21 protein-coding genes and 2 rRNA genes (1 of these 23 cut by a window edge) are annotated in these 22,471 nt (G+C 63.9%); 10 read left to right on the forward strand and 13 right to left on the reverse strand.

The window, feature by feature from the left end:
• Positions 1–7 precede the first annotated feature (7 nt).
• The 3 genes from rimM to ffh all read right to left on the reverse strand — a co-directional run bounded on the left by rimM (position 8) and on the right by ffh (position 2,644).
• Entirely contained in the window at positions 8–517 is a 510-nt protein-coding gene (rimM, locus tag F462_RS04050) for a ribosome maturation factor RimM (protein ID WP_038051839.1), read from the reverse strand.
• Positions 518–554: 37 nt separating this feature from the next.
• Entirely contained in the window at positions 555–815 is a 261-nt protein-coding gene (rpsP, locus tag F462_RS04055) for a 30S ribosomal protein S16 (protein WP_018142063.1), read from the reverse strand.
• Between the two features lie 440 nt (positions 816–1,255).
• Entirely contained in the window at positions 1,256–2,644 is a 1,389-nt protein-coding gene (ffh, locus tag F462_RS04060; protein WP_018142064.1) for a signal recognition particle protein, read from the reverse strand.
• Positions 2,645–2,817: 173 nt separating this feature from the next.
• On the opposite strand from ffh, the gene F462_RS04065 reads away from it, so the two are divergent.
• The 3 genes from F462_RS04065 to radA all read left to right on the forward strand — a co-directional run bounded on the left by F462_RS04065 (position 2,818) and on the right by radA (position 6,350).
• On the forward strand, positions 2,818–3,618 hold the full coding sequence (locus F462_RS04065; RefSeq protein ID WP_018142065.1) for a cytochrome C assembly family protein: 801 nt from the start codon (positions 2,818–2,820) through the stop codon (positions 3,616–3,618).
• 99 nt (positions 3,619–3,717) lie between these two features.
• Positions 3,718–5,004, forward strand: coding sequence for an HlyC/CorC family transporter (locus F462_RS04070; protein WP_018142066.1), 1,287 nt, complete (start codon positions 3,718–3,720; stop codon positions 5,002–5,004).
• On the forward strand, positions 5,004–6,350 hold the full coding sequence (radA, locus tag F462_RS04075) for a DNA repair protein RadA (RefSeq protein WP_038051842.1): 1,347 nt from the start codon (positions 5,004–5,006) through the stop codon (positions 6,348–6,350). The genes F462_RS04070 and radA overlap by 1 nt, the downstream gene beginning before the upstream one ends.
• An 818-nt stretch (positions 6,351–7,168) precedes the next feature.
• Here radA and F462_RS04085 read toward each other — a convergent pair.
• The 4 genes from F462_RS04085 to F462_RS04100 form a co-directional block, all read right to left on the reverse strand.
• The gene (locus tag F462_RS04085) at positions 7,169–7,780 is read right to left on the reverse strand and encodes a DUF3501 family protein (RefSeq protein ID WP_038051846.1); all 612 of its coding nucleotides are present in this window, start codon (positions 7,778–7,780) and stop codon (positions 7,169–7,171) included.
• Between the two features lie 47 nt (positions 7,781–7,827).
• Positions 7,828–8,133, reverse strand: coding sequence for an encapsulin-associated ferritin-like protein (locus F462_RS04090; RefSeq protein ID WP_038051849.1), 306 nt, complete (start codon positions 8,131–8,133; stop codon positions 7,828–7,830).
• Positions 8,134–8,191: 58 nt separating this feature from the next.
• A complete protein-coding gene (locus F462_RS04095) occupies positions 8,192–9,544 on the reverse strand; it encodes a heterodisulfide reductase-related iron-sulfur binding cluster (protein WP_038051851.1) in 1,353 nt (450 codons plus the stop codon).
• Positions 9,545–9,699: 155 nt separating this feature from the next.
• Positions 9,700–10,119, reverse strand: coding sequence for a rubrerythrin family protein (locus F462_RS04100; protein ID WP_018145308.1), 420 nt, complete (start codon positions 10,117–10,119; stop codon positions 9,700–9,702).
• Positions 10,120–10,355: 236 nt separating this feature from the next.
• On the opposite strand from F462_RS04100, the gene F462_RS04105 reads away from it, so the two are divergent.
• The 4 genes from F462_RS04105 to queD are packed head-to-tail and all read left to right on the forward strand — an operon-like array spanning position 10,356 to position 13,905.
• A complete protein-coding gene (locus tag F462_RS04105; RefSeq protein ID WP_038051853.1) occupies positions 10,356–10,661 on the forward strand; it encodes an exodeoxyribonuclease VII small subunit in 306 nt (101 codons plus the stop codon).
• Entirely contained in the window at positions 10,648–11,565 is a 918-nt protein-coding gene (ispA, locus tag F462_RS04110) for a (2E,6E)-farnesyl diphosphate synthase (protein ID WP_208854128.1), read from the forward strand. The genes F462_RS04105 and ispA overlap by 14 nt, the downstream gene beginning before the upstream one ends.
• Positions 11,566–11,579: 14 nt before the next feature.
• Entirely contained in the window at positions 11,580–13,481 is a 1,902-nt protein-coding gene (gene dxs, locus F462_RS04115; protein WP_038051858.1) for a 1-deoxy-D-xylulose-5-phosphate synthase, read from the forward strand.
• Between the two features lie 40 nt (positions 13,482–13,521).
• Positions 13,522–13,905 (forward strand): 6-carboxytetrahydropterin synthase QueD, encoded by a 384-nt coding sequence (gene queD, locus F462_RS04120; RefSeq protein WP_038051860.1) that lies wholly within the window; start codon positions 13,522–13,524, stop codon positions 13,903–13,905.
• Between the two features lie 329 nt (positions 13,906–14,234).
• On the opposite strand, the gene F462_RS04125 is transcribed toward queD, so the two are convergent.
• Genes F462_RS04125 through F462_RS04135 form a run of 3 tightly spaced genes read right to left on the reverse strand, consistent with a single transcriptional unit; the run spans position 14,235 to position 16,777 of the window.
• Positions 14,235–15,653 (reverse strand): PhoH family protein, encoded by a 1,419-nt coding sequence (locus F462_RS04125; protein WP_038051863.1) that lies wholly within the window; start codon positions 15,651–15,653, stop codon positions 14,235–14,237.
• A gap of 38 nt (positions 15,654–15,691) precedes the next feature.
• Positions 15,692–16,168: a peroxiredoxin gene (locus F462_RS04130; RefSeq protein ID WP_038051864.1), complete on the reverse strand. Its 477-nt coding sequence runs from the start codon at positions 16,166–16,168 to the stop codon at positions 15,692–15,694.
• 54 nt (positions 16,169–16,222) lie between these two features.
• Positions 16,223–16,777, reverse strand: coding sequence for a glycine cleavage system transcriptional repressor (locus tag F462_RS04135; protein WP_038051865.1), 555 nt, complete (start codon positions 16,775–16,777; stop codon positions 16,223–16,225).
• Between the two features lie 250 nt (positions 16,778–17,027).
• Between F462_RS04135 and dapA the strand changes: the two genes are divergently transcribed.
• Genes dapA through F462_RS04150 form a run of 3 tightly spaced genes read left to right on the forward strand, consistent with a single transcriptional unit; the run spans position 17,028 to position 19,876 of the window.
• Positions 17,028–17,906: a 4-hydroxy-tetrahydrodipicolinate synthase gene (gene dapA, locus F462_RS04140; protein WP_038051866.1), complete on the forward strand. Its 879-nt coding sequence runs from the start codon at positions 17,028–17,030 to the stop codon at positions 17,904–17,906.
• A gap of 8 nt (positions 17,907–17,914) precedes the next feature.
• Positions 17,915–19,081, forward strand: a complete 1,167-nt coding sequence (gene bamC / locus F462_RS04145) for an outer membrane protein assembly factor BamC (protein WP_038051867.1) — start codon at positions 17,915–17,917, stop codon at positions 19,079–19,081.
• Between the two features lie 24 nt (positions 19,082–19,105).
• A complete protein-coding gene (locus F462_RS04150; RefSeq protein WP_038051868.1) occupies positions 19,106–19,876 on the forward strand; it encodes an MBL fold metallo-hydrolase in 771 nt (256 codons plus the stop codon).
• A gap of 30 nt (positions 19,877–19,906) precedes the next feature.
• Here F462_RS04150 and F462_RS04155 read toward each other — a convergent pair whose 3' ends face one another.
• From F462_RS04155 to F462_RS04165, 3 genes are all read right to left on the reverse strand, one after another.
• A complete protein-coding gene (locus tag F462_RS04155; protein WP_038051870.1) occupies positions 19,907–20,113 on the reverse strand; it encodes a hypothetical protein in 207 nt (68 codons plus the stop codon).
• A gap of 145 nt (positions 20,114–20,258) precedes the next feature.
• Positions 20,259–20,374 (reverse strand): 5S ribosomal RNA (gene rrf, locus F462_RS04160).
• Between the two features lie 111 nt (positions 20,375–20,485).
• A 23S ribosomal RNA gene (locus tag F462_RS04165) occupies positions 20,486–22,471 on the reverse strand; it runs 893 nt beyond the window's last position.

Here is a 22,471-nt window from a genome sequence, read left to right on the forward strand (position 1 = left end):
TGCCGCTTCAGAATTCCGGGTCCCAGTCGACCCGCACGCGGCGAGCCTCCAGGTCCACGTCCAGCACGTACTGTTCACGCACCCAGGGGATCAGGCGTTCCCTATCCCCCTTGACGACCAGTACGTCGTTGGCACCGGTCTCGATGAAACCCGAGATCGTACCCAGCGTGGTGCCATCGTGCGTCTCGACGGCCATCCCCAGCAGGTCGGCCCAGTAGTAGGCACCGTCCCCGGCCGGCGGCAGCCAGTCGCGCTCGATCGCGAGCTCGGACCCGATCAGCCCGTAGGCCGCATCGCGGTCCACGGCCTCGCGAAATTTCATCACCACACCCGGCCCGTGGGCACGTCCGCCCTCGATATCGACCAGGCGCCATTCATTCCCGCAGTGCATCCACAGCTGCGGAAACTCGGCAATCGCCGCGCGCGGCTCGGTCTCGGAAAAAATCCGGACCCAGCCCTTGACACCATAGACCCCGGAGACACGCCCGACACGGATGCGCTCACCCGCCTCGTTCATGACCGCAGCCAAGTGTCAGTACAGTCGCCCGACGACCTTAGGCCGCCGCAGACTGCTGCTTGCGGTAACCCTTGACCAGGTGGTTCACGCGCTCGGACATGCCGGCGCCGTGACCCAGCCAGTAATCCACGCGCTCCAGGTCAATGCGCAGCGGTTCTTCCTGACCGCGGGCGACCGGGTTGAAGAAACCGATCTGCTCTTTGTAACCGCTGTCACGACGCTTGCGCGAATCGGTAACCACGATCGAGTAGAACGGGCGCTTCTTGGCGCCGCGGCGTAGCAGGCGAATCGTAACCATGTAGTGTTGAACCCCGTGAGTCCGTTTTCTCGAGAAAACGCGCGATTATAACGAATTCGGCCGACAACACAAGGGAGAAGCCAGGTCTCCCGCGCGTGTACGGCCAACGTTCGCCCGCGCATTGATTATGTGGCGGCCTAGGGAGACGCTGATTTAATCGCGCGTCCGCGTTGGTGCCCCCCAGTTTTCGAGACAAAGTGTTCCGAGACAAGGCGCGTCGTGCAGCGGCGGGTAGTGGTTCTACCCGCAAGCGGCGCAACGCAGGATCGGGAAACAGGGGGGCACCAACCCCACAAGCCATTGAAAGCAGGGGCTCGGCCGCTTTTGTGCGCGCACAGCGTTGCGGTTCCCTTGTACAGAGTGACTGCACGGCAGTCACCGCGCCTTGTTCCCACGCAAAAGCGACTCGAGCGCGGACGCGCGATCAAATCAGCGTCTCCCTAGCGGAATGGCATCCCGCCGCCGGGGCCACCCATCCCCCCCATGCCGCCCATCTTGCTCCCCAGGGCCCGCATCATCTTCGACGCACCTCCCTTGGAGAACTTCTTCATCGCCTTGCTCATTTGGGTGTGTTGCTTGAGCAGACGATTCACATCCTGAATCTGGGTACCGGAACCCGCGGCGATGCGCCGCTTGCGCGATCCCTTGATCACATCCGGGTGGCGACGCTCGTGCTCCGTCATCGACGAGATCACCGCCATCATGCGACCGATCTCCTTGTCATTGGCCTGGTTCTTCACCGCATCCGGGAGCTTGCCGCCGCCGGGGAGCTTCTCGAGCATGGAGCTCATGCCCCCCATCTTCTGCATCTGCGTTAGCTGGTCACGCAGGTCGTTCAGGTTGAACCCGCGACCCTTCTTCAACTTGCGGGTCAGCTTTTCGGCCTGATCCTGGTCAACCTGCCGGCTGGCCTCTTCCACCAGCGACAGCACATCGCCCTTGCCGAGAATGCGCGAGGCAATGCGTTCCGGATGGAACGGCTCCAGCGCATCCGGGCGCTCGCCCATGCCGATGAACTTGATCGGAACGCCGGTAATCTGGCGCACCGACAACGCCGCACCACCGCGGGCATCGCCATCCGCCTTGGTGAGCACCACGCCGGTCAGAGGCAACGCCTCACCAAAGGCGCGGGCGGTGTTCGCCGCATCCTGACCGGTCATGGAGTCAACCACGAACAGCGTCTCGATCGGGTCAATAGCCTGATGCAGCGCCTTGACCTCGGCCATCATGTCCGCGTCGACATGCAGGCGCCCCGCGGTGTCGACCAGCAGGACCTCGACCCCCTCGCGGCGCGCGCGCGCCACCGCGTCGCTGGCGATCGCCTCGGGCTTCTGGCTGGTATCACTGGGGTAGAACGTGACCTCGACCTGGCCGGCCAGGGTCTCCAGCTGCTGGATCGCGGCGGGACGATAGACGTCACAGCTCACCACCGCGACCTTTTTCTTCTCGCGCTCGCGCAACAGGCGGGCGAGCTTGCCGATGCTGGTGGTCTTACCGGCACCCTGCAAGCCCGCCACCAGCACCACAGCCGGTGGCTGATGAGCCAGGTTCAGCGTGGCGTTTTCGCCACCCATAGTCGCGACCAGCTCGTCATGGACGACCTTGATCAGGGCCTGGCCCGGCGTCAGGCTGCCGATGACCTCCTTGCCCAGCGCCTTTTCCTTGACGTCCTTGATGAACTCGCGCACCACCGGGAGCGCCACGTCGGCCTCCAGCAGCGCCATGCGCACCTCGCGCAGGGCGTCCTGGATATTGTCCTCGGTGAGCCGCGCCTGACCCTTCAGGCGCTTCATCGTCTCCTGCAGGCGGCTGGAAAGGCCGTCGAACATCGCGCGTCCTCGTAGCAATCGTCGATGATCGGCGGATCTTGGCCGATCACGGGACCGCATAGTATACCGCTCTCACCTTCCTGAATGCAGAGGCGTCCCTCCGACACCGGGAATCGCCCCGCAGCAACGCTCGCATGTGCAATCCGCAAGCGTTGCAGCGATAATCCGGCGTCATGATCATTGCCACCGGACTCCTCGCCGTCGCCCTGTATCTGGCCACTGCGGGCTACCTGATCGTTACAGCGCGCCAACAGCCGCTGACACCCGGCCAGCCGCGCTTGGCGCTGGCCCTGTGGGGGCTTGCCCTGATCACCCACCTGGGTGCTCTGCTGCCGATGGTCCTGACCGATGCCGGGCTCAACCTGTGCCTGGGCAATGCCCTTTCGGCCTCGCTTTGGCTAGTCGCCGCCCTGCTTTGGGCCACCAGCTGGCGGCATCCCCTGGCCATCCTCGGGGTGGTCATCCTGCCACTGACGGCCCTGGCCGTTCTGACCGCCCTGCTGTGCGACGGCGATACGCGCTATACCACCTCGGCCGGGATCGATCTGCACATCCTGTTCTCGGCGCTGGGCTGGGCCTTTCTCGCGCTGTCCACCGCCCAGGCCGCGGTCATGGCCGCCCAGCACCGTGCGCTGCATAACCACCACGCATCCGGTTTCGTGCGCGCCCTGCCACCCCTGTTCTCCATGGAGGTCTGGCTGTTCCGGATGATCTTCATCGGCTGGCTGTTCCTCGGACTCAGCCTGCTGTCCGGCCTGGTGTTCGTGGACAACCTGTTCGCCCAGCACCTGGTCCACAAGACCACGCTGTCGATCCTGGCCTGGCTGATCTTCTCGATTCTGCTGGTCGGGCGCTGGCGCCTGGGCTGGCGTGGAACACGCGCCCTGGCCTGGACTACCGGTGGTTTCGTGGTGCTGGTGCTGGCCTATTTCGGCTCCAAGCTGGTACTGGAGATCATCCTCGGGCGTGTTTGAGCGTAGTGGGGCGGCTTGACACCCCCACGCGCCTTGCCTGAAATGATCCCGACCATGCCACCCCGCCAGCCCGCCCACCCCTGACCGCAGGCCACCTCGTTGCAAGAGATCCCGCTGTCTTTCCTGTTCGGCGCCCTGGTGGTGCTGTTCCTGCTGTCGGCGTTCTTCTCCGGCTCGGAAACGGCATTGATGGCGCTGAACCGCTACCGCATGCGCCATCGCGCACAGACCGGTCACCGCGGTGCCCAGCTCGCCGCTCGCTTGCTGGACAAGCCGGACCGCCTGATCGGACTGATCCTGCTGGGCAACAACTTCGTCAACATCCTGATCGCACAGATCGCCACCTTCATCGGCTGGCGCCTGTTCGGTGACACCGGCGTAGCGATCGCCACAGGTGTGCTGACCCTCACCCTGCTGATCTTCGCCGAGACGGCACCCAAAACCCTCGCCGCCCTGCACAGCGAGCGGGTGGCCTACCCCGCCGCCTGGGTCTACTCGGGACTGATCAAGGTGATGTGGCCCGTGGTCTGGATGATCAACGTGATGGCCAATGGCGTGCTGCGCCTGTTCGGCGTGCACATGAATGCTGGCCAGCGCGCCGCACTGAACACCGACGAACTGCGCAGCGTGGTTTCCGAGGCCGGCGCGCTGATCCCGGCTAATCACCAGCGCATGCTGCTGAACCTGCTCGATCTCGAACGCACCACGGTCGAGGACATCATGATCCCCCGCAGCGAGATCGTGGTGATCGACCTAAACGACCCCTGGAACGAGGTCGAGGACCAGTTGATCCACGGCAGCTTCACGCGACTGCCGGTCGTCGAGGGCGAGCTGGACCACATCGTCGGCTTCGTCCACCGCCGCGATGTCCTGCCACTGGTGGAGCGCGATGAATTCGACGCCGACGACCTGCGCCAGGTGCTGACGCCGCCCTACTTTATCCCCGAAGGGACCGCACTCAACCGCCAGTTGATCAACTTCCAGCAACAGAAGAAGCGCATTGGCCTGGTGGTGGACGAGTACGGCGACATCGAGGGCCTGATCACGCTGGAAGACCTGCTGGAGGAGATCGTCGGCGAGTTCACCACCGATTCCCCGGCGATGAGCGACGACGTCCTGCGTCAGGAAGACGGCTCGGCAATGGTTGACGGCGGCATCCACCTACGCGAGTTGAACCGCGCCCTTGGGCTGGACCTGCCACAGGACGGCCCCAAGACCCTGAGCGGCCTGATCGTCGAACACCTGGAGAGCATCCCCGAGGCACCCGTGAGCGTGAAGATCAACGGCGTGGTGATGGACATCGCCCAGATCAAGAACAACACCATCCGCACCGTGCGCGTGGTCGCCCCCGATCTGCCGGAAAACCCGGAACAGAAGGCCCCCTGATGGCGAAGAGCAAGACCCAGTACGTATGCCAGTCCTGCGGCGCAATCAGCCCCAAGTGGGCCGGCCAATGTGGCGACTGCGGCGCCTGGAACACCCTGGAGGCCGCCACCCCCACCACCAGCGCCGGGCCGCGCGGCGGGTACGCGGGCGAGGTTGCGGGCATCACCCGCCTGGGCGAGGTCGAGATGACCGAAGTGCCGCGCACCGGCACCGGCCTGTCCGAACTGGACCGGGCGCTGGGCGGGGGCCTAGTCCACGGCTCGGTCGTCCTGCTGGGTGGCGATCCAGGGATCGGAAAATCCACCCTGCTGCTGCAGACGCTGGCCATGCTCCCGGTGGGTGAAACGCTCTACGTGACCGGCGAGGAATCGGCCCAACAGATCGGCATGCGCGCGCAACGCCTGGGCCTGGAGGTCGATGGCCTGCGCCTGTTGACCGAGACCCAGGTGGAGAACGTGATCGCCACCTGCGAGCGCGAACGCCCGCGGGTCCTGGTGATCGACTCCATTCAGACCCTCTACACCGCCGCCCTGCAGTCCGCGCCCGGCTCCGTCGGCCAGGTGCGCGAGAGTGCCGCAGCGCTCGTGCGCATGGCCAAGCAACGCGGCATCACCGTGATCCTGGTCGGCCACGTGACCAAGGACGGCCAGCTCGCCGGCCCGCGCGTGCTGGAACACATGGTGGACACGGTGCTGTATTTCGAGGGCGATCCAGACGGGCGCTACCGCATGCTGCGCGCGGTCAAGAACCGCTTCGGCGCCGTCAACGAACTGGGCGTGTTCGCCATGCTGGAGAACGGCCTGAAGGCGGTCTCCAACCCCTCCGCGATCTTCCTCTCGCGCCACCAGGGGCCGGTGCCCGGCAGTGTGGTCATGGTCACCCGGGAGGGCACGCGGCCCCTGCTGGTCGAGGTTCAGGCCCTGGTCGCCGAGAGCCATGCCTCGCAACCGCGGCGCATCACCGTGGGCCTAGAGCAGAACCGCCTGACCATGCTGCTCGCCGTGCTTCACCGGCACGGGGGGGTAGCCCTGTTCGACCAGGATGTCTTCATCAATGTGGTCGGCGGCGTGCGCGTGACCGAGACGGCCGCCGACCTGCCGATGCTCGCGGCCGCACTGTCGAGCTTTCGCGATCGGCCGCTGCCTCAGGAGATGCTCGCCTTTGGCGAGGTCGGGCTGGCCGGCGAGATTCGGCCGGTGCCGAATGGCGAGGAGCGCCTGCGCGAGGCGGCCAAGCACGGCTACACCCGGGCGATCGCGCCGGCGGCCAACGCGCCGCGAAAGCCCATCAAGGGCATGGAAGTCGTCGCGGTCTCGCGCCTCTCCGAAGTCCTCGACGCCCTGTAGCGCCCAGCCCAACCGCCCTTCTCTTGCCCCGCCCTGTTCGGCATCCGGGTTTTTTGCGGTGCTTTCGGTTCGCCGCCTGCCTCGTGGTGGCTAGGCCTGGTTCGGCCTCGGGTGTTTATGTGCCTTCGGTCCGCATACTGCCGAGCGCTGACTCGCCAGCGCGCCGCAAGGTCCTTTCTTGCTTGCCCAAGAAAGGACCCAAAGAAGGGCACCCGGATTCCGCAAGGGGCTCCATACGGGAGGCGAAGGTCAAGACAGAAGTTATCTCAGCCCCACGACACCACAATGCGCACTGCCGTCGGAAAGCCCCCGGCGCCCGCTAGCGGGCGCGGCACGCCATGGCCGCAGGCCGAGCGCGCCCAGATGCTCGAAGACCTAGCCTTCATCCATTACCACGAACCTATGGACCGCCGTTGTCTTGACCTTGACCCCCCGTTGTCGTCGCGCCGAGTGGAGAGGGTTTTCACGGGAGACAAGGCGCTGGATGTCTGAGCGGAGCCGAAGGCGCAGCGAGTTCAGCGCCGCCCGCGAAAAGCCTCGGAGCGAGGGAAACCCCGGCCCGCGCAGCGGGCCGGGGTCGCGGCAGTCGGGCGTGTTTCTTGGGTACTTCTTTGCACGAGCAAAGAAGTACCTCGGGGCGCGCTGGCGAGTCAGCGCTCGGCAGTATGCGGACCGAAGGCACATAAACACCGGATGACGAACCGGGACCAGCCACCACGAGGCAGGCGGCCAGACGAAGCCACAACCACAGTCCAGCATGCGCTGGAAACGAAAAAGGCGCCCGGAGGCGCCTTTGCGGTGCGCGCGAACGCGCGGCGTCAGTTGACGGCGTCGAGGTCGGCCGCCAGCGACTCACGGGAGCCCTCGGCGACGGCATCCAGCCGGTGGTTGTAGTTCTCGTGCTCCACCCCCATGGCAATGGCCGCACCGGATTTCGCGGCGGAGACCATCTCCGGGGTCAGCTCGAAGCGCAGGAAGTGCACCGAGGAGGTCTTGTCATCGGTCTCCCGATCCAGGTCCTCGTTCGCGATCGGGTAGACCTTGTCGTGGCCATCGACCTGCACGTAGGTCTTGCGCTCGATCCCGATCAGCTTGGACAACTGCACCTTGCGCTCATCCACATCCGGGTACTCGACCATCATGGTCGCCTTCCAGTTGGAACCATCCGGGATCAGCGGATTGTAGGCATCCAGCTCGTCCTGGATGCCCTCGGCGTCGAAGATCTTCTCGACCCGCAGCATCTCCTGGATCTGGTACTGCATGGTCTTGCGATCCTCGAAGTGCAGGGTCACGGCCGGGCCCACTTGCACCACGCGATTGCGCTTGTGCTGCATCACCTCGTTGCGGAACTGTGGCCGCATCTCGTGATACTTCTCCAGCGAAAACAGGTCTTCACGACTCAGCTTGTCCACACTTGCCTCCATCTGCATCTCGGTACCTCCATCTCGTCGGATTGGCCCGTTCGGACCGACACACCTCAGTGATCCTGGTGATGCCCCGTCTTGGTGTAGTCCTTGTCGGACCAGAGGTTATCTTTCAGTTCGTGGTCGAACACCGGGTTATGGCGCCGGATCCATTCCAGCACCATCGCGGCATGTTCGATCTCTTCGTCGCGGTTGTGCGCGAGGATCGCCTTGAGTTCTTCGTCCTTGCAGCCGTCGATGCGCTGCTGATACCAGTCCACCGCCTCGAGCTCTTCCATCAGCGAGACGATCGCGCGATGCATCTCGCGCGACTCGTCGCTCAGTTCCTCGACCGGTTCGTGGTAGCTGTCACTTGCCATGTTCTATCTCCGTTCGCCCGCGCCGTCTACGGCGCGAGTGGTTCCTTGTGAGGTGCCGTTACAGCCCGTAGGCCTGGCGCAGCAGGGTCAGCGGATGCTCGGGCGCCTTGTCCTCGCCCTTGCCCTGTAACCCGTTCTCGATCATGTGGCCGGCCATCGGGCAATCGCTCGAATAGTGGTCCGACTCGGCCTTCTGTACGCGACTGACCACCGGGCGGCAGATCTTGCTGGCGGTCTCGTAGAACTCGCTCTTAACCCCGTAGGTACCGTCGTGCCCGGAGCAGCGCTCGATCACGTCGATCTCGGTATCCGGCACCAGCTTCAACAGGTCACGGGTCTTGAGCCCCATGTTCTGCACCCGCAGGTGGCAAGCGGCGTGGTAGGCGATCTTGCCGAGCTTCTCGGGGAAGTCGGTGTTCAGCTTGCCGTCCTTATGCCGCTCCATCAGGTATTCGAACGGGTCAAAGATGCGATCGCGTACCGCGATCACGTCGGCGTCGTCCGGAAACATCAGCGGCAGTTCCTGCTTGAACATCAGCACGCAGGAAGGCACCGGGGCGACGATGTCGTAGCCTTGGTCGATCATGCGCTTCATCGCCGGGATGTTGGCGTCCTTCGACGCCTCCACCGACTTCAGGTCGCCCAGCTCCAGCTTGGGCATGCCGCAGCACTGTTCCTTCTCGACCAGGGTGACCTCGATACCGTTGTGCTCGAAGACCTTGACCAAGTCCTCGACCAGGTGCGGCTCGTTGTAGTTGCCGTAGCAGGTGGCGTAGAGGGCGACCTTGCCCTGGGTGGCGCCGGCCGGCTCGGGGTTGCTTACACCCTTCGCAGCCTTCGCGAGGCGCGAGCGCCCCTTTTTCGAGTGATATTCGGGGACCGGGGCATCCGGGTGCACGCCCATGGTCTTGTCGAGCATCTTGCGCACGGCACCGTTCTTGTTGGCGGCATTGACTGCGCCAGCCACCACGGGGATACCCGCCAGCTTTCCGACCGTGTCGGTGCTGGACATCAGCTTGTGCGAGGCCTTCGCGCCCTCGCTCTGGTAGCGCACAGCCTTGGCGCGCAGCATCAGGTGTGGGAAGTCCACGTTCCACTCGTGCGGCGGCACGTAGGGGCATTTGGTCAGGTAGCACAGATCACACAGGTAGCAGTGATCGACGACCTTCCAGTAGTCCTTCTTGTCGACCCCGTCGACCTCGAAGGTCTCGGATTCATCGACCAGGTCGAACAGCGTGGGGAAGGAGTTGCAGAGACTGACGCAACGCCGACAGCCGTGACAGATGTCGTAGACCCGTTCGAGCTCGGCGAACAGCGATTCCTCGTTGTAGAACTCGGGGTTCTTCCAGTCGAGCGGATGACGGGTCGGGGCTTCGAGACTTCCTTCACGTTGGTGCGTCGGCGCAGACATGCATCCCTCCGGTGGCCGTATCAGTACGATGCTTCGAGGGAAACACGGAACAGCATGCGAGGCGACCCGCAGTCAGCCGCGCCACAGGCTGTTCCGTATCTCCCGGAAAACGGGGCCGGCGTACCGGCCCCGCATACTTCCCAGGCAGGAGACGATCAGTCGTCCAGCTGGTCCAGCGCCTTCTGGAAGCGGTTGGCGTGGGAACGCTCCGCCTTGGCCAGGGTTTCGAACCAGTCGGCGACTTCGTCGAAGCCTTCGTCGCGGGCGGTCTTGGCCATGCCCGGGTACATGTCGGTGTACTCGTGGGTCTCGCCGGCGACGGCGGTCTTCAGGTTGGCGGAGGTGGGGCCGAACTCCAGGCCGGTGGCGGGGTCGCCGCAGCTCTCGAGGTACTCGAGGTGGCCGTGGGCGTGGCCGGTTTCACCTTCCGCGGTGGAACGGAACACGGTGGCCACGTCGTTGTAGCCTTCGACGTCCGCCTTGGAAGCGAAGTACAGGTACCGGCGATTGGCCATCGATTCGCCGGCAAAGGCCTCTTTCAGGGCTTCTTCGGTCTTGCTGCCTTTCAGATCCATGGTGCTCTCCTTCTCTCTTATGGGTGCTACACAACCACAGGAATGCCTGTGCAGACGGCTGTTTAGACTCGGTCTAAACCGTTTAAAAACTCTAGTCCGCGCCCGATTCAGTGTCAACCGGAAGCCCTGCCCATCATGGGGGTGTCGGCCCTATAATCAAGAGCTGCCGGGTGACACGTCTTTCCTCGCCGCGGCGGATCGGATACTTTCTCACCTTTTCGACCCGGTAATCCATCATGACCGACTCGCCCAGCGCCGACAGCCCGGCGGAATTCGAAGCCAGCCTGGAGGCCCTGGAGGCCCTGGTCGCGCGGATGGAATCCGGCGAACTGGGCCTGGAGCAGTCCCTGGGCGAATTCCAGCGCGGCATGGAACTGGTCAATCGCTGCCAGCAAGCCCTGGACGATGCCCAGCGCCGGATGGAAGCCCTCACTGCGGAGACCTCACCCGGCGCCTCTGCCGAGAGTGACCACAACGCCACCGCGAACGTTCCCCGCTCGCCGGGCACGTCCGACACCACGGACCCCGATGTCCCGTTCTAGCGAGTTGCCGTTGATCTCCGCCGATCCCACCCAGGCCCTGACCGACTACCAGCACCGCATCGAGTCCGTCCTCGACCGCCATCTGACCGTCGATGGGGCCCCCGACGCGCGCCTGATCGACGCGATGCGCTATGCCACGCTTTCCGGCGGCAAGCGCCTGCGGCCGGTGCTGGTCTACGCCGCCGGGCGCACCACCGGCGCCCCGGAAGCCGCGCTGGATGCCATGGCCGCCGCGGTAGAGATGATCCACGTCTACTCGCTGATCCACGACGACCTGCCGGCAATGGACGATGACGACCTGCGCCGCGGCCGCCCGACCTGTCACAAGGCCTTCGACGAGGCGACCGCCATCCTCGCCGGCGACGCCCTCCAGGCCCTGGCCTTCGACGTCCTCATCGGTGGCGTCTCCGACCTGCCCAGCGCGAGCGGCCTGCACGCGGCTCGCGAGCTGGCCACGGCGGCTGGGCTGCACGGCATGGCCGGTGGCCAGGCGATCGATCTGGGGGCCTGCGGACAACCGATCGATCTGGCGGAACTGGAGCGCATGCATCGGTTGAAGACCGGCGCCCTGATCCGCGCCTCGGTGCGCCTGGGCGCGCGGGCCGGCAGCCCCGAACCCGATACGCTGGAGCGGCTGACACGCTACGCCGAGTGCATCGGTCTGGCCTTCCAGATCCGCGACGATGTCCTCGACGTAGAGGGCGATCCCGAGGTCCTGGGCAAGGCCTGTGGCGCCGATGCGCGCCTGCAGAAACCGACCTTCCCCTCGCTGCAGGGGCTGGAGGCGTCGCGCGAGCGTGCGGTCGCACTCGTCGACGAGGCCCTGGACGAACTGCAACCCTTCGGACAGGAGGCGGACTTGCTTCGCTTCCTCGCGCGCTACATCGTCGACCGCATGAACTGAACACGGTCGCCTTGATGACGCCTACCCCTCTGCTGGATGCAATCGAATGGCCCGCTGACCTGCGGGAACATCCGGCCTCGGATCTTTCCGGGGTCGCCGACGAGTTGCGCCAGTTTCTGATCGAGAGCGTCTCCCGCACTGGCGGGCACCTGGCAGCCAATCTCGGCACGGTCGAACTCGCGATCGCGCTGCACTACGCCTTTAACACGCCCGATGACCGTATCGTGTGGGATGTCGGGCATCAGGCCTATGCGCACAAGATCCTGACCGGACGCCGCGCGGGCATGGCCACCCTGCGCCAGTATGGTGGCCTGGCCGGCTTCCCCAAACGTGCGGAGAGTGAGTTCGACGCCTTTGGCGCCGGGCACTCCAGCACCTCGATCAGCGCCGCGGCCGGCATGGCCCTGGCGGCGAAACACGCCGGTCTCGATCGCCGGCACGTGGCGGTGATTGGCGATGGCGCGATGACCGCAGGCATGGCCTTCGAGGCGCTGAACCACATTGGCGATCTCGACTGCAACCTGCTGGTCATCCTCAACGACAACGACATGTCGATCTCGCCCAATGTCGGCGCGCTCAACCAGTATTTCACCCGGCTGCTGTCGGGCCCGCTGTACAGCTCGATGCGCGAAGGTTCCAAGCGCATGCTCGAGTTCGTGCCACCGATGAAGGCCTTCGCCCAGCGTGCCGAGGAACACATGAAGGGCATGTTCGTGCCCGGCACCCTGTTCGAGGAACTGGGCTTTCGCTACTTCGGGCCGGTGGACGGCCACGACGTGAACGGCCTGGTGTCCATCCTGAAGAACCTGCGCGAGACCCAGGGGCCGCAACTACTACACGTGGTCACGCGCAAGGGTCAGGGCTACGCGCCGGCGGAGGAAGACCCCTGCCGCTATCACGGGGTGTCCAAGTTCGAGCCGGAAAACGGCCTGGCCCCGTCGGGCCCCAAGACCCCCAGCTACACCGATATCTTCAGCCAGTGGCTGTGCGACCAGGCCGCGGCGGACGAACGTCTGTTGGCGATCACCCCGGCGATGCGTGAGGGCTCGGGACTGGTGGCGTTCTCGGAACAGTTCCCGCAGCGTTACTTCGATGTCGGCATTGCCGAGCAACACGCGGTGACCCTGGCGGCGGGCATGGCCTGCGAGCGGCAAAAGCCGGTGGTCGCGATCTACTCCACCTTCCTGCAACGGGCAATGGACCAGGTTATCCACGATGTCGCCCTGCAGAACCTGCCGGTGCTGTTCGCGGTGGATCGCGCCGGGATCGTCGGTGCCGACGGCCCCACCCACGCCGGCACCTTCGATACCGCCTTGCTGCGCGCCGTCCCCAATATGCTGCTGATGGCACCCGCCAACGAGAGCGAATGCCGCCAGATGCTGTCCACCGGTTACGCCCACGACGGCCCGGCGGCGGTGCGCTATCCGCGTGGCGGCGGGCCCGGTGAACTGCCGGAAGGCGGCAGCACCAATCTGGAGACCCTGCCGATCGGACGCGCCGAGGTCGTGCGCAAGGGGCAGGGCCTGGCGATCCTCAGCTTTGGTGCACTACTGGACACGGCCCTGGCGGCCGGCGAGGCGCTGGACGCGACGGTGGTCAACATGCGTTTCATCAAGCCGCTGGATACGGATCTCCTTGGTCAACTGGCCGCCAGCCACCAGGGCTTCGTCACACTGGAGGATCACGCGCGCGCCGGCGGCGCCGGCAGCGCGGTCCTGGAGTGGCTCTCCGCCGAGGGCCTGAACCGGCACTGCCTGGTACTGGGCATCCCGGACAGCTTCACCGAACACGGCTCGCGCGAACAGATCCTGGCGGATTGCGGCCTCGATACCGAGGGCGTACTGACCGCGATTCGCCACGCCTTTGGGCAGGAGAATTGCGCGGACGGCAGCGGCCGGCTAGGCTTCGCGGGCTAATAGAACCCGGCCGCCAACGGCCGCTCGCCCGGAAAAGAACATGAGTGCCCGTTACACCCTTCGCGTCCTGACCGACTTCGCCTCCGCGCACACCCTGCGCGACTACCCGGGGCAGTGCGCGAATATGCATGGTCACAACTGGAAGGTGGAGGCCGAGGTCGAGGCCGAGACCCTGGACGACGCTGGCATGGCAGTGGACTTCAAGGTGGTCAAGAGCGCCGCCCGCGAGATCGCCGGGCAGCTGGACCACCGCTACCTGAACGACGTCCCCCCGTTCGACACGGTCAACCCGACGGCCGAGAACATCGCACAGTGGTTCTATCGCCAGATGGCCGAACGCCTGAATCGCCCGGGCCTGCGCATGCACGCACTGACCCTGTGGGAGACCGAACGCGCCTGCGTCCGCTACAGCGAGGACGGCTGAGCCGACCCATTGGCGCCAAAACATGCACCGTCATTGCGAGGCCCCGCAAGGGCCACGGCAACCTCCGTCCGAAACCAGCAGATCCCGTCACCGGGCCAGCCACCCAGCCACCAGAGAGTGCCGCAGCCCCTGTCACGGCCTTGCAACGACACGGACTCGTATCGTCATCGCGAGGAGCGAAGCGACGTGGCGAACTGCGTCCGGAACCATCTGCTTCCATAGCTGGCTCAGCACCAGCTTCCGGAGGTTGCCGCGGCCCCTGCGGGGCCTCGCAATGATGGTGCCCGTTTACCGCTCCGTTGCCGCCCCCAGGCTTGTCTTCCCGCCGTCTACAGGTGATTCGAGGCGTAGTCCGCCAGGCGCGAACGCTCGCCGCGCGTGAGCGTGATATGGCCGCTGTGGGTCCAGTTGCGGAAGCGATCCACCACGTAGGTCAGCCCGGATGAGGTCTCGGTCAGATACGGGGTATCGATCTGCGCGATATTGCCCAGCGCGACGACTTTGGTCCCCGGACCCGCGCGGGTGATCAGCGTCTTCATCTGCTTGGAGGTCAGGTTCTGTGCCTCGTCCAGGATGATGTAGCGGTTCAGGAAGGTACGCCCACGCATGAAGTTCAGCGAGCGGATCTTGATGCGGCTGGTCAGGACGTCGTTGGTGGCCGCCCGACCCCAGTCGCCCGCGCCCTCGGACTTGGCCAGCACCTCCAGGTTGTCCATCAGCGCGCCCATCCACGGCGTCATCTTCTCTTCCTCGGTCCCGGGCAGGAAGCCGATGTCTTCGCCCACCGGGACCGTGACCCGGGTCATGATGATTTCCTTGTAGGTGTTGTCCTCCAGCGTCTGTGCCAACCCCGCGGCCAGGGCCAACAGGGTCTTGCCGGTACCCGCGGCGCCCAGCAGGGATACGAAGTCCACCTCCGGGTCCATCAGAAGGTTCAGGGCGTAGTTCTGCTCGCGGTTTCGGGCGTTGATGCCCCAGACGCTGTGGCGCGGGGTCATGTAGTCGTCCACCAGCTCGATGACCGCCGACTCGTTCGGCTGGTCGATCTCCAGCACGATCGCGGACAGCGGGTTCTCGCCCTCGCGGTAGACGAACTGGTTGGGCTGCCACTCGGAGACCAAAGGCCCGGTCACGCGGTAGTAGGTACGGCCGGACTCCTGCCAGGAATCCATCGTCTGGCCGTGGGTGTCCCAGAAGTCCGCGGGCAGCTCGGTCATGCCGGAAAACAGCAGGCTGACGTCGTCCAGCACCTGGTCGTTGTAGTAGTCCTCCGCATGCAGACCGATGACCGCGGCCTTGATGCGCAGGTTGATGTCTTTGGAGACCAGGGTGACCGGAATACCGGGCCATTCGGTCTTCAGAGCCTGGGCGGTGGCCAGGATGTCGTTGTCAGGTGTCGTGCCCGGCAGCGAATCCGGCAGGCTTGAGGCGAGGTTGCGGGTCTGAAAGAACAACCGCCCAGAGGGGGCAAAGGTGGACTCGCTCAGGGACTCGGCCTGCAACGGCAACCCGGCGGCGATCTGCTCATGGGTCGCGTCGCTCATCAGCTCGTCGATGAAGCGCGACACCTGCCGCACGTTACGGGCCACCTCGGAGACCCCTTTCTTGCCACGGTCGAGTTCCTCGAGCACGACCATGGGCAGGAAGATGTCATGTTCCTTGAAGCGGAACAGCGCAGTCGGGTCGTGCATCAGCACGTTGGTATCCAGCACGAACAGGCGTTTCGGGTCTGCGGGTGCTGCGCTCATGGCGCCTCCTGGGCCGGGATGAATCGAAGACTGCGGGTCTAACTGCCTGCCATTTCGCGCACCGCCTCCAGCACCTCGTCGACATGCCCCGAGACCTTCACCTTGCGCCATTCTTGGCGCAGGACCCCGTCGGCATCAATCAGAAAGGTGGAGCGCTCGATGCCGCGCACCTGCTTGCCATACATGTTTTTCATCTTGATCACGTCGAACGCTTCACAGAGCTGCTCATCGGCATCGCTCAACAAGTCGAACGGGAGCTCCTGCTTGCTACGGAAATTCTCGTGGCTTTTCACGCTGTCGCGCGAGATCCCCAGGATCACGGCACCGGCGGCGTCGAAGGCAGCCTTGTTGGCCGCAAAGTCACGACTTTCATTGGTGCAGCCCGGGGTGCTGTCCTTGGGATAGAAGTACAGGACCACGATCTTGCCGCGGAAATCGGCCGGGCCCAGCGTCTGGTCACCAGTGGCCGGTACACGCAGGTCTTCGGGTACGGGCTGGTCGATTGCGATACTCATCACGCGTTTCTCCGTTGCATTCGAGTGTCTTGAACGACGTACGCCCTGGGCTCGTCAGGCCTTGATCGGATCCAGCACGCCGTCCACGTTCAGTTCGTCACAAAAGTCCATGAATTCGCCTCGCAGGCTGGCCAAGTGCTGCCCTGCGGGGATATCTACGATCATGTTGGCCGCGAACATGTGGGCACCGGTCTGCTGGGCAATGTAGACGCGGGTTTGGACATCGCGCAGGTTCACGCCGCGGCTGGTAAAAAAATCCGCAAGCGCATTCAGCAGCCCGGGCGCATCCAGCGCCACTGCGTCTACGGCATAGGGCATGGCGGCCGCGGCGCGCTCGTCCAGCGGACCGCGCCGCGCCACCACCACCAGGCCCATCTCGGCCTCGAGGCGTTCCAGACGGGACTCCAGGGTGCCCAGGGTCTTCCAGTTGCCACTGGTGCTAAGGGCCATGCAACAGTAGCCACCGACAACCGTAATGCGGCTGGATTCGAGGTTGCAGCCAGTATCGACGATCACGCGAGTCACGCTGGATACCAGGCCGGGCTGATCCGGCCCGATCAGGTTGAGGATCAGGTGGGTGTGCGCTCCGGCGCCGGCGACTTCAGCCATGCGGGACCTGCCGGCTCCACCCGCGGCCAGGAACGGGGGACCACTCGGGGGTTCTCTGCGTGAAAGCGGCAACAGGCATGATGGCTCGCAACATACCACCTTGCCCCGGTGGCGCCAACGGCGAAAGCGAGGCAAAGGGGCCCACCTGGCACATCCTTCATGCGAGGTCCGTAGCACCCCGGCCAAGGGAATCTTGAATGCCTTGTCACCCGCCCGTTAGACTGCACCATTCCCGTTGTTGGAGGAGTCGATGTTTCAAGGCAGCATGGTCGCACTGGCGACCCCGATGCACGCGGACGGCAGCCTGGACTGGCCGGCCCTGGATCGGCTCCTGGAATTCCACATCGAGGCCGGCACTGATGCCATCGTCGCCGTCGGCACCACCGGCGAATCCGCGACCCTCGATTTCGACGAACACTGCGAAGCCATCGCCCATACGGTGAAGACCGTCAACGGGCGCCTGCCGGTGATCGCGGGTACCGGTGCGAATTCCACGCGCGAGGCTATCGCGCTGACCCGTTGCGCCAAAGAAGCCGGCGCGGACGCCTGCTTGTTGGTATCGCCCTACTACAACAAACCGACTCAGGAAGGCCTGTATTTGCACCACAAGGCCATTGCCGAGGCGGTGGACATCCCGCAGATCCTGTACAACGTACCCGGCCGCACGGCGGTTGACCTGCTGCCGGAAACAGTGGAACGGCTGGCCGACATCCCGAACATCATCGGAATCAAGGAGGCCACCGCCAACAACGAGCGTACCGCCGAGCTGGTCGCCCGGGTCGGCAATCGCATGGATCTCTACAGCGGGGATGACGGCAACGGGCTGGCTTTCCTGCTCGCCGGCGGCCACGGGATCATCTCCGTGACGGCCAACGTCGCGCCGCGGATGATGGCCGCCATGTGTCGTGCCGTACGCGAAGGGCGCGCTGACGAGGCGCGCGAGATCAATCGCCATCTGGACGGCCTGCACTCGTCCCTGTTCCTTGAGGCGAACCCGATCCCCGTCAAATGGGCCCTGCATCGCATGGGGCTCATGGAGGCAGGTATTCGCCTGCCGCTGACACCGTTGTCCGAACCCTTCCATGCGCCGGTCCTGGACGCCATGCGCCAGGCTGGCATAGAGGTCTGATCCCTGACATGAAACAGTCTGCCAAGCTTCATCGCCGCGCGACGCACGCCGCCCTTGCCCTGGCCACGGGCCTGGCAATCGCCGGGTGCTCTACTTCGGGCGACCGCCAGAGCGGCCCCGAATATGAAATGAGCCGGCAGATGGAGAATCTTGAGGTCCCGCCGGACCTCATTGCCCCCGACAGCGAACGTGCTTATCGCATCCCGGATGCGCCGGGCGAGCGCGTGAGCGCCCGCGAGATGCAGCAGGATTCCGCGGCGCGGCAGCAACAGCGCCAGCCAACGGATACCGCGCCCGCCGTGCGCAGTGATGCACGCGTTCTCCCGGAATCCACCGAGGTCGAGATGCGGCGCGAAGGGAGCGTCCGCTGGCTCAGCGTTGAAACGCCTCCGGAAGAACTGTGGGACCAGCTGACCGCATTCTGGGACAGCCAGAACCTCCGCCTGGAGCGCAACGAACCACAGGTCGGCATCATGGAGACCGAGTGGGCCGAAGACCGCGCGGGCATCCCGCTCCGTGGGAGCCAGAATATCTTCGCGCGGGCGCTCGGCAACGTCTACGACGCCAACACGCGGGACAAGTATCGCCTGCGCCTGGAACGCGACAACGGTCGGTCGGCGATCTACATCGCTCACCGGGGCGCATCGGAAGAGCCCGAGGGCGAAACCTGGCGCTGGGCCGTGCGCCCTGCGGACCCCGAGCTCGAAGCCGAGATGCTGAACCGTTTGCGGGTGTTCCTGACGACCGGCGAGATCCCTGAAGGCGGGACTCGGGTCGCCGAAACGATCGCGGACCGCCCCACCGAGCTGCATCAAACCGAACACGAAGGCCAACCGGTACTGGTGACCGCTGGCGAAATGGACCGCCTGTGGTCACAAATGGGCACCTACCTCGACCGCGCCGGACTCCTGGTCGATGAACAGGATCGCAATACGCGTACGTTCGAAGTTACCTACCGACCCGACATGGTCGGCGAAGGCGAACGCGGCGGCTTCTTCAGCCGAATCTTCGGCCGCGGTGGTGATCGTCGCGAGAACGAACGCTACCAGATCCGCCTAAGCGAGACCGGTGACGGCGACCTGCGCATAGAAGCCCGCGATATTGACGGCGAATCACTCAGCCGTCGCGACGCCGAGTTCGTCCTGGAGCGCATTGAACAACAGATTCTGCGCTAAGCGTACGGTAGCGCGACAGGCGAGATGATCCGCTTCTGCTCCCTCGGCAGCGGCAGCTCGGGCAATGCCCTGGTCGTCGAGATCGGGGAAACTCGGCTGTTGGTGGACTGCGGCTTCTCGGTCCAGGAACTGGAGCGGCGCCTCGCTCGCATCGACCTCAGCCCGAACGATCTCACCGCCGTGCTCGTTACCCACGAGCACACCGACCACATCGGAGCCGCGGCGCCCCTTTCGCGGCGCTATGGTCTGACGGTGTATACCAGCCCCGGGACGCGCCTCGCGGCCCGCGACGACCGCTTCGCCAGCATCCAGGAGGTCCAAGCGGATACCCCTGTGGAGATCGAGGCGGCGTGGGTGCACCCATTTACCGTCCCCCACGACTGTCGCGAGCCCACGCAGTTCGCCATTTCCAATGGCGACCACCGCCTGGTCCTGATGACCGATGCCGGACATATTTCACCCCACATGGTCGACATGGCGGACGGCGCCCACGCACTGTTGCTCGAATGCAACCACGACCCTGAACTCCTTCAGGCCGGGCGTTATCCGCCGTCCCTGAAGCGACGAATCGGCGGAGGCTACGGCCATCTCCCGAACCACGCGGCCACCGAGCTTCTTCAGCGCATGGACCGCTCTCGACTGAGGCACGTGATCGGCATGCACCTGTCGAGCGACAACAATCGTGAGTCACTCGCCTGCGATGCACTCGCGGCAGGCCTCGGGTGCCAAAGGGACGACATCGATATCGCGACTCAGGACGACGGGTTTTCTTGGCGCACCACCGCCGCCATTTGAACGGATGTACGTCCCCTCCTTGCGGCGCCGTTACCGTCTGGACTCGCGCAGGAAATAAAGCCCACCCAGTACGAACGCGACCCCAATCAACACCGCCCAGAAACCGCCAAAACCAGCGCCTTCCCGCGGCGCAATCGGCGTGAATGCCACTTCGCCACCGAAGATCGCGTAGAGGCCAATTCCCAGTAGGACCAGCCCTACCAATACCAGCCCCCCATCGGTCCGTTTTCGCGCCATGCATCCCTCCTCTATCTGCGGACGTCGTCCAACCGCATCCGCTTGCATCCTCAACTGCGCAACCCACTGTTCTAAAGTCTGCCTGCAGAATTTCGCGCATAAAAAAACCCGGCCCCCCAAAAGGGGACCGGGCCTTCGGATTAATGCCTGGCGGTGACCTACTCTCACATGGGGAGACCCCACACTACCATCGGCGCAGAGCAGTTTCACTTCCGAGTTCGGGATGGGATCGGGTGGTTCCTACTCGCTATTGCCGCCAGACAAACTGGCCAGATTACACGGCTGCTGCCGCATCATCTGAATTCGGAATGCATTCTAGGCTTGTGTACTTCGTGATGTGTCAGACGAGACCACCAACACTTTGGGTGTTATATGGTCAAGCCGCACGGGCAATTAGTACTGGTTAGCTACACGCGTTACCGCGCTTCCACACCCAGCCTATCAACGTTGTAGTCTTCAACGGCCCTACAGGGACCTCAAGGGTCCAGGGAGATCTCATCTTCAGGTGGGTTTCCCGCTTAGATGCTTTCAGCGGTTATCCCTTCCGCACTTAGCTACCCGGCAGTGCCACTGGCGTGACAACCGGAACACCAGAGGTGCGTCCATCCCGGTCCTCTCGTACTAAGGACAGATCCTGTCAAATCTCCGACGCCCACGGCAGATAGGGACCGAACTGTCTCACGACGTTCTAAACCCAGCTCGCGTACCACTTTAAATGGCGAACAGCCATACCCTTGGGACCTGCTTCAGCCCCAGGATGTGATGAGCCGACATCGAGGTGCCAAACACTGCCGTCGATATGGACTCTTGGGCAGTATCAGCCTGTTATCCCCGGAGTACCTTTTATCCGTTGAGCGATGGCCCTTCCATACAGAACCACCGGATCACTAAGACCTGCTTTCGCACCTGCTCGACGTGTCTGTCTCGCAGTTAAGCACCCTTATGCCTTTGCACTCGTCGCGCGATTTCCGACCGCGCTGAGGGTACCTTCGCACTCCTCCGTTACTCTTTGGGAGGAGACCGCCCCAGTCAAACTACCCACCACACACGGTCCCCGACCTGGATTACAGGCCTGGGTTAGAACTCCAAACTTGCCAGGGTGGTATTTCAAGGTCGGCTCCACCGAGACTGGCGTCCCGGCTTCAAAGCCTCCCACCTATCCTACACAAACAAGTTCAAAGTTCAGTGTGAAGCTGTAGTAAAGGTTCACGGGGTCTTTCCGTCTAGCCGCGGGTACACAGCATCTTCACTGCGATTTCAATTTCACTGAGTCTCGGGTGGAGACAGCGCCGCCATCGTTACGCCATTCGTGCAGGTCGGAACTTACCCGACAAGGAATTTCGCTACCTTAGGACCGTTATAGTTACGGCCGCCGTTTACCGGGGCTTCGATCAAGAGCTTCGCCGAAGCTAACCCCATCAATTAACCTTCCGGCACCGGGCAGGCGTCACACCCTATACGTCCTCTTACGAGTTTGCAGAGTGCTGTGTTTTTAATAAACAGTCGCAGCGGCCTGGTCTCTGCGACCTCAGCCAGCTCAGGGAGCAAGTCCCATCACCAGCCGAGGCGTACCTTCTCCCGAAGTTACGGTACCATTTTGCCTAGTTCCTTCACCCGAGTTCTCTCAAGCGCCTTGGGATTCTCACCCTGCCCACCTGTGTCGGTTTGGAGTACGGTCAACTGTTAACTGAAGCTTAGAGGCTTTTCCTGGAAGCAGGGCATCAGTGACTTCGCCTCCGTGGAGGCTCGTCATCGTACCTCAGGATTGTGTCCCCGGATTTGCCTAAGGACACTCCCTACATACTTGAACCGGGCACCAACTGCCGGATCACTTAGCCTTCTCCGTCCCCCCATCGCATTAACAGTCGGTACAGGAATATTAACCTGTTTCCCATCGACTACGCATTTCTGCCTCGCCTTAGGGGCCGACTAACCCTGCGCCGATTAGCGTTGCGCAGGAAACCTTGGGCTTTCGGCGGATGGGTTTTTCACCCATCTTATCGTTACTCATGTCAGCATTCGCACTTCTGATACCTCCAGCATGCCTCTCGGCACACCTTCACAGGCTTACAGAACGCTCCTCTACCACCTGCAAAGCAGGTCCGCAGCTTCGGTACATGGCTTTAGCCCCGTTAAATCTTCCGCGCAGGCCGACTCGACCAGTGAGCTATTACGCTTTCTTTAAAGGATGGCTGCTTCTAAGCCAACCTCCTGGCTGTCTCTGCCTTCCCACATCGTTTCCCACTGAGCCATGATTTTGGGACCTTAGCTGGCGGTCTGGGTTGTTTCCCTTTCCACGACGGACGTTAGCACCCGCCGTGTGTCTCCCATGCTCGCACTTCTCGGTATTCGGAGTTT

It is taken from the genome of Thioalkalivibrio sp. ALJ1, assembly GCF_000745395.1.
Classification (GTDB): Bacteria; Pseudomonadota; Gammaproteobacteria; order Ectothiorhodospirales; family Ectothiorhodospiraceae; genus Thioalkalivibrio.

Excerpts from the sequence above, each read along its gene's own strand:
- F462_RS04065 (WP_018142065.1), top strand. The coding sequence starts at position 2,818 with ATGATCATTGCCACCGGACTCCTCGCCGTCGCCCTGTATCTGGCCACT.
- F462_RS04155 (WP_038051870.1), bottom strand. The coding sequence starts at position 20,113 with ATGGCGCGAAAACGGACCGATGGGGGGCTGGTATTGGTAGGGCTGGTC.
- F462_RS04085 (WP_038051846.1), bottom strand. The coding sequence starts at position 7,780 with ATGCAGATGGAGGCAAGTGTGGACAAGCTGAGTCGTGAAGACCTGTTT.
- F462_RS04135 (WP_038051865.1), bottom strand. The coding sequence starts at position 16,777 with ATGGCTGAAGTCGCCGGCGCCGGAGCGCACACCCACCTGATCCTCAAC.
- F462_RS04090 (WP_038051849.1), bottom strand. The coding sequence starts at position 8,133 with ATGGCAAGTGACAGCTACCACGAACCGGTCGAGGAACTGAGCGACGAG.
- queD (WP_038051860.1), top strand. The coding sequence starts at position 13,522 with ATGAGTGCCCGTTACACCCTTCGCGTCCTGACCGACTTCGCCTCCGCG.
- radA (WP_038051842.1), top strand. The coding sequence starts at position 5,004 with ATGGCGAAGAGCAAGACCCAGTACGTATGCCAGTCCTGCGGCGCAATC.
- F462_RS04150 (WP_038051868.1), top strand. The coding sequence starts at position 19,106 with ATGATCCGCTTCTGCTCCCTCGGCAGCGGCAGCTCGGGCAATGCCCTG.
- dapA (WP_038051866.1), top strand. The coding sequence starts at position 17,028 with ATGTTTCAAGGCAGCATGGTCGCACTGGCGACCCCGATGCACGCGGAC.
- rpsP (WP_018142063.1), bottom strand. The coding sequence starts at position 815 with ATGGTTACGATTCGCCTGCTACGCCGCGGCGCCAAGAAGCGCCCGTTC.
- F462_RS04105 (WP_038051853.1), top strand. The coding sequence starts at position 10,356 with ATGACCGACTCGCCCAGCGCCGACAGCCCGGCGGAATTCGAAGCCAGC.
- ffh (WP_018142064.1), bottom strand. The coding sequence starts at position 2,644 with ATGTTCGACGGCCTTTCCAGCCGCCTGCAGGAGACGATGAAGCGCCTG.
- F462_RS04125 (WP_038051863.1), bottom strand. The coding sequence starts at position 15,653 with ATGAGCGCAGCACCCGCAGACCCGAAACGCCTGTTCGTGCTGGATACC.
- F462_RS04100 (WP_018145308.1), bottom strand. The coding sequence starts at position 10,119 with ATGGATCTGAAAGGCAGCAAGACCGAAGAAGCCCTGAAAGAGGCCTTT.
- rimM (WP_038051839.1), bottom strand. The coding sequence starts at position 517 with ATGAACGAGGCGGGTGAGCGCATCCGTGTCGGGCGTGTCTCCGGGGTC.
- F462_RS04095 (WP_038051851.1), bottom strand. The coding sequence starts at position 9,544 with ATGTCTGCGCCGACGCACCAACGTGAAGGAAGTCTCGAAGCCCCGACC.
- dxs (WP_038051858.1), top strand. The coding sequence starts at position 11,580 with ATGACGCCTACCCCTCTGCTGGATGCAATCGAATGGCCCGCTGACCTG.
- bamC (WP_038051867.1), top strand. The coding sequence starts at position 17,915 with ATGAAACAGTCTGCCAAGCTTCATCGCCGCGCGACGCACGCCGCCCTT.
- F462_RS04130 (WP_038051864.1), bottom strand. The coding sequence starts at position 16,168 with ATGAGTATCGCAATCGACCAGCCCGTACCCGAAGACCTGCGTGTACCG.
- ispA (WP_208854128.1), top strand. The coding sequence starts at position 10,648 with ATGTCCCGTTCTAGCGAGTTGCCGTTGATCTCCGCCGATCCCACCCAG.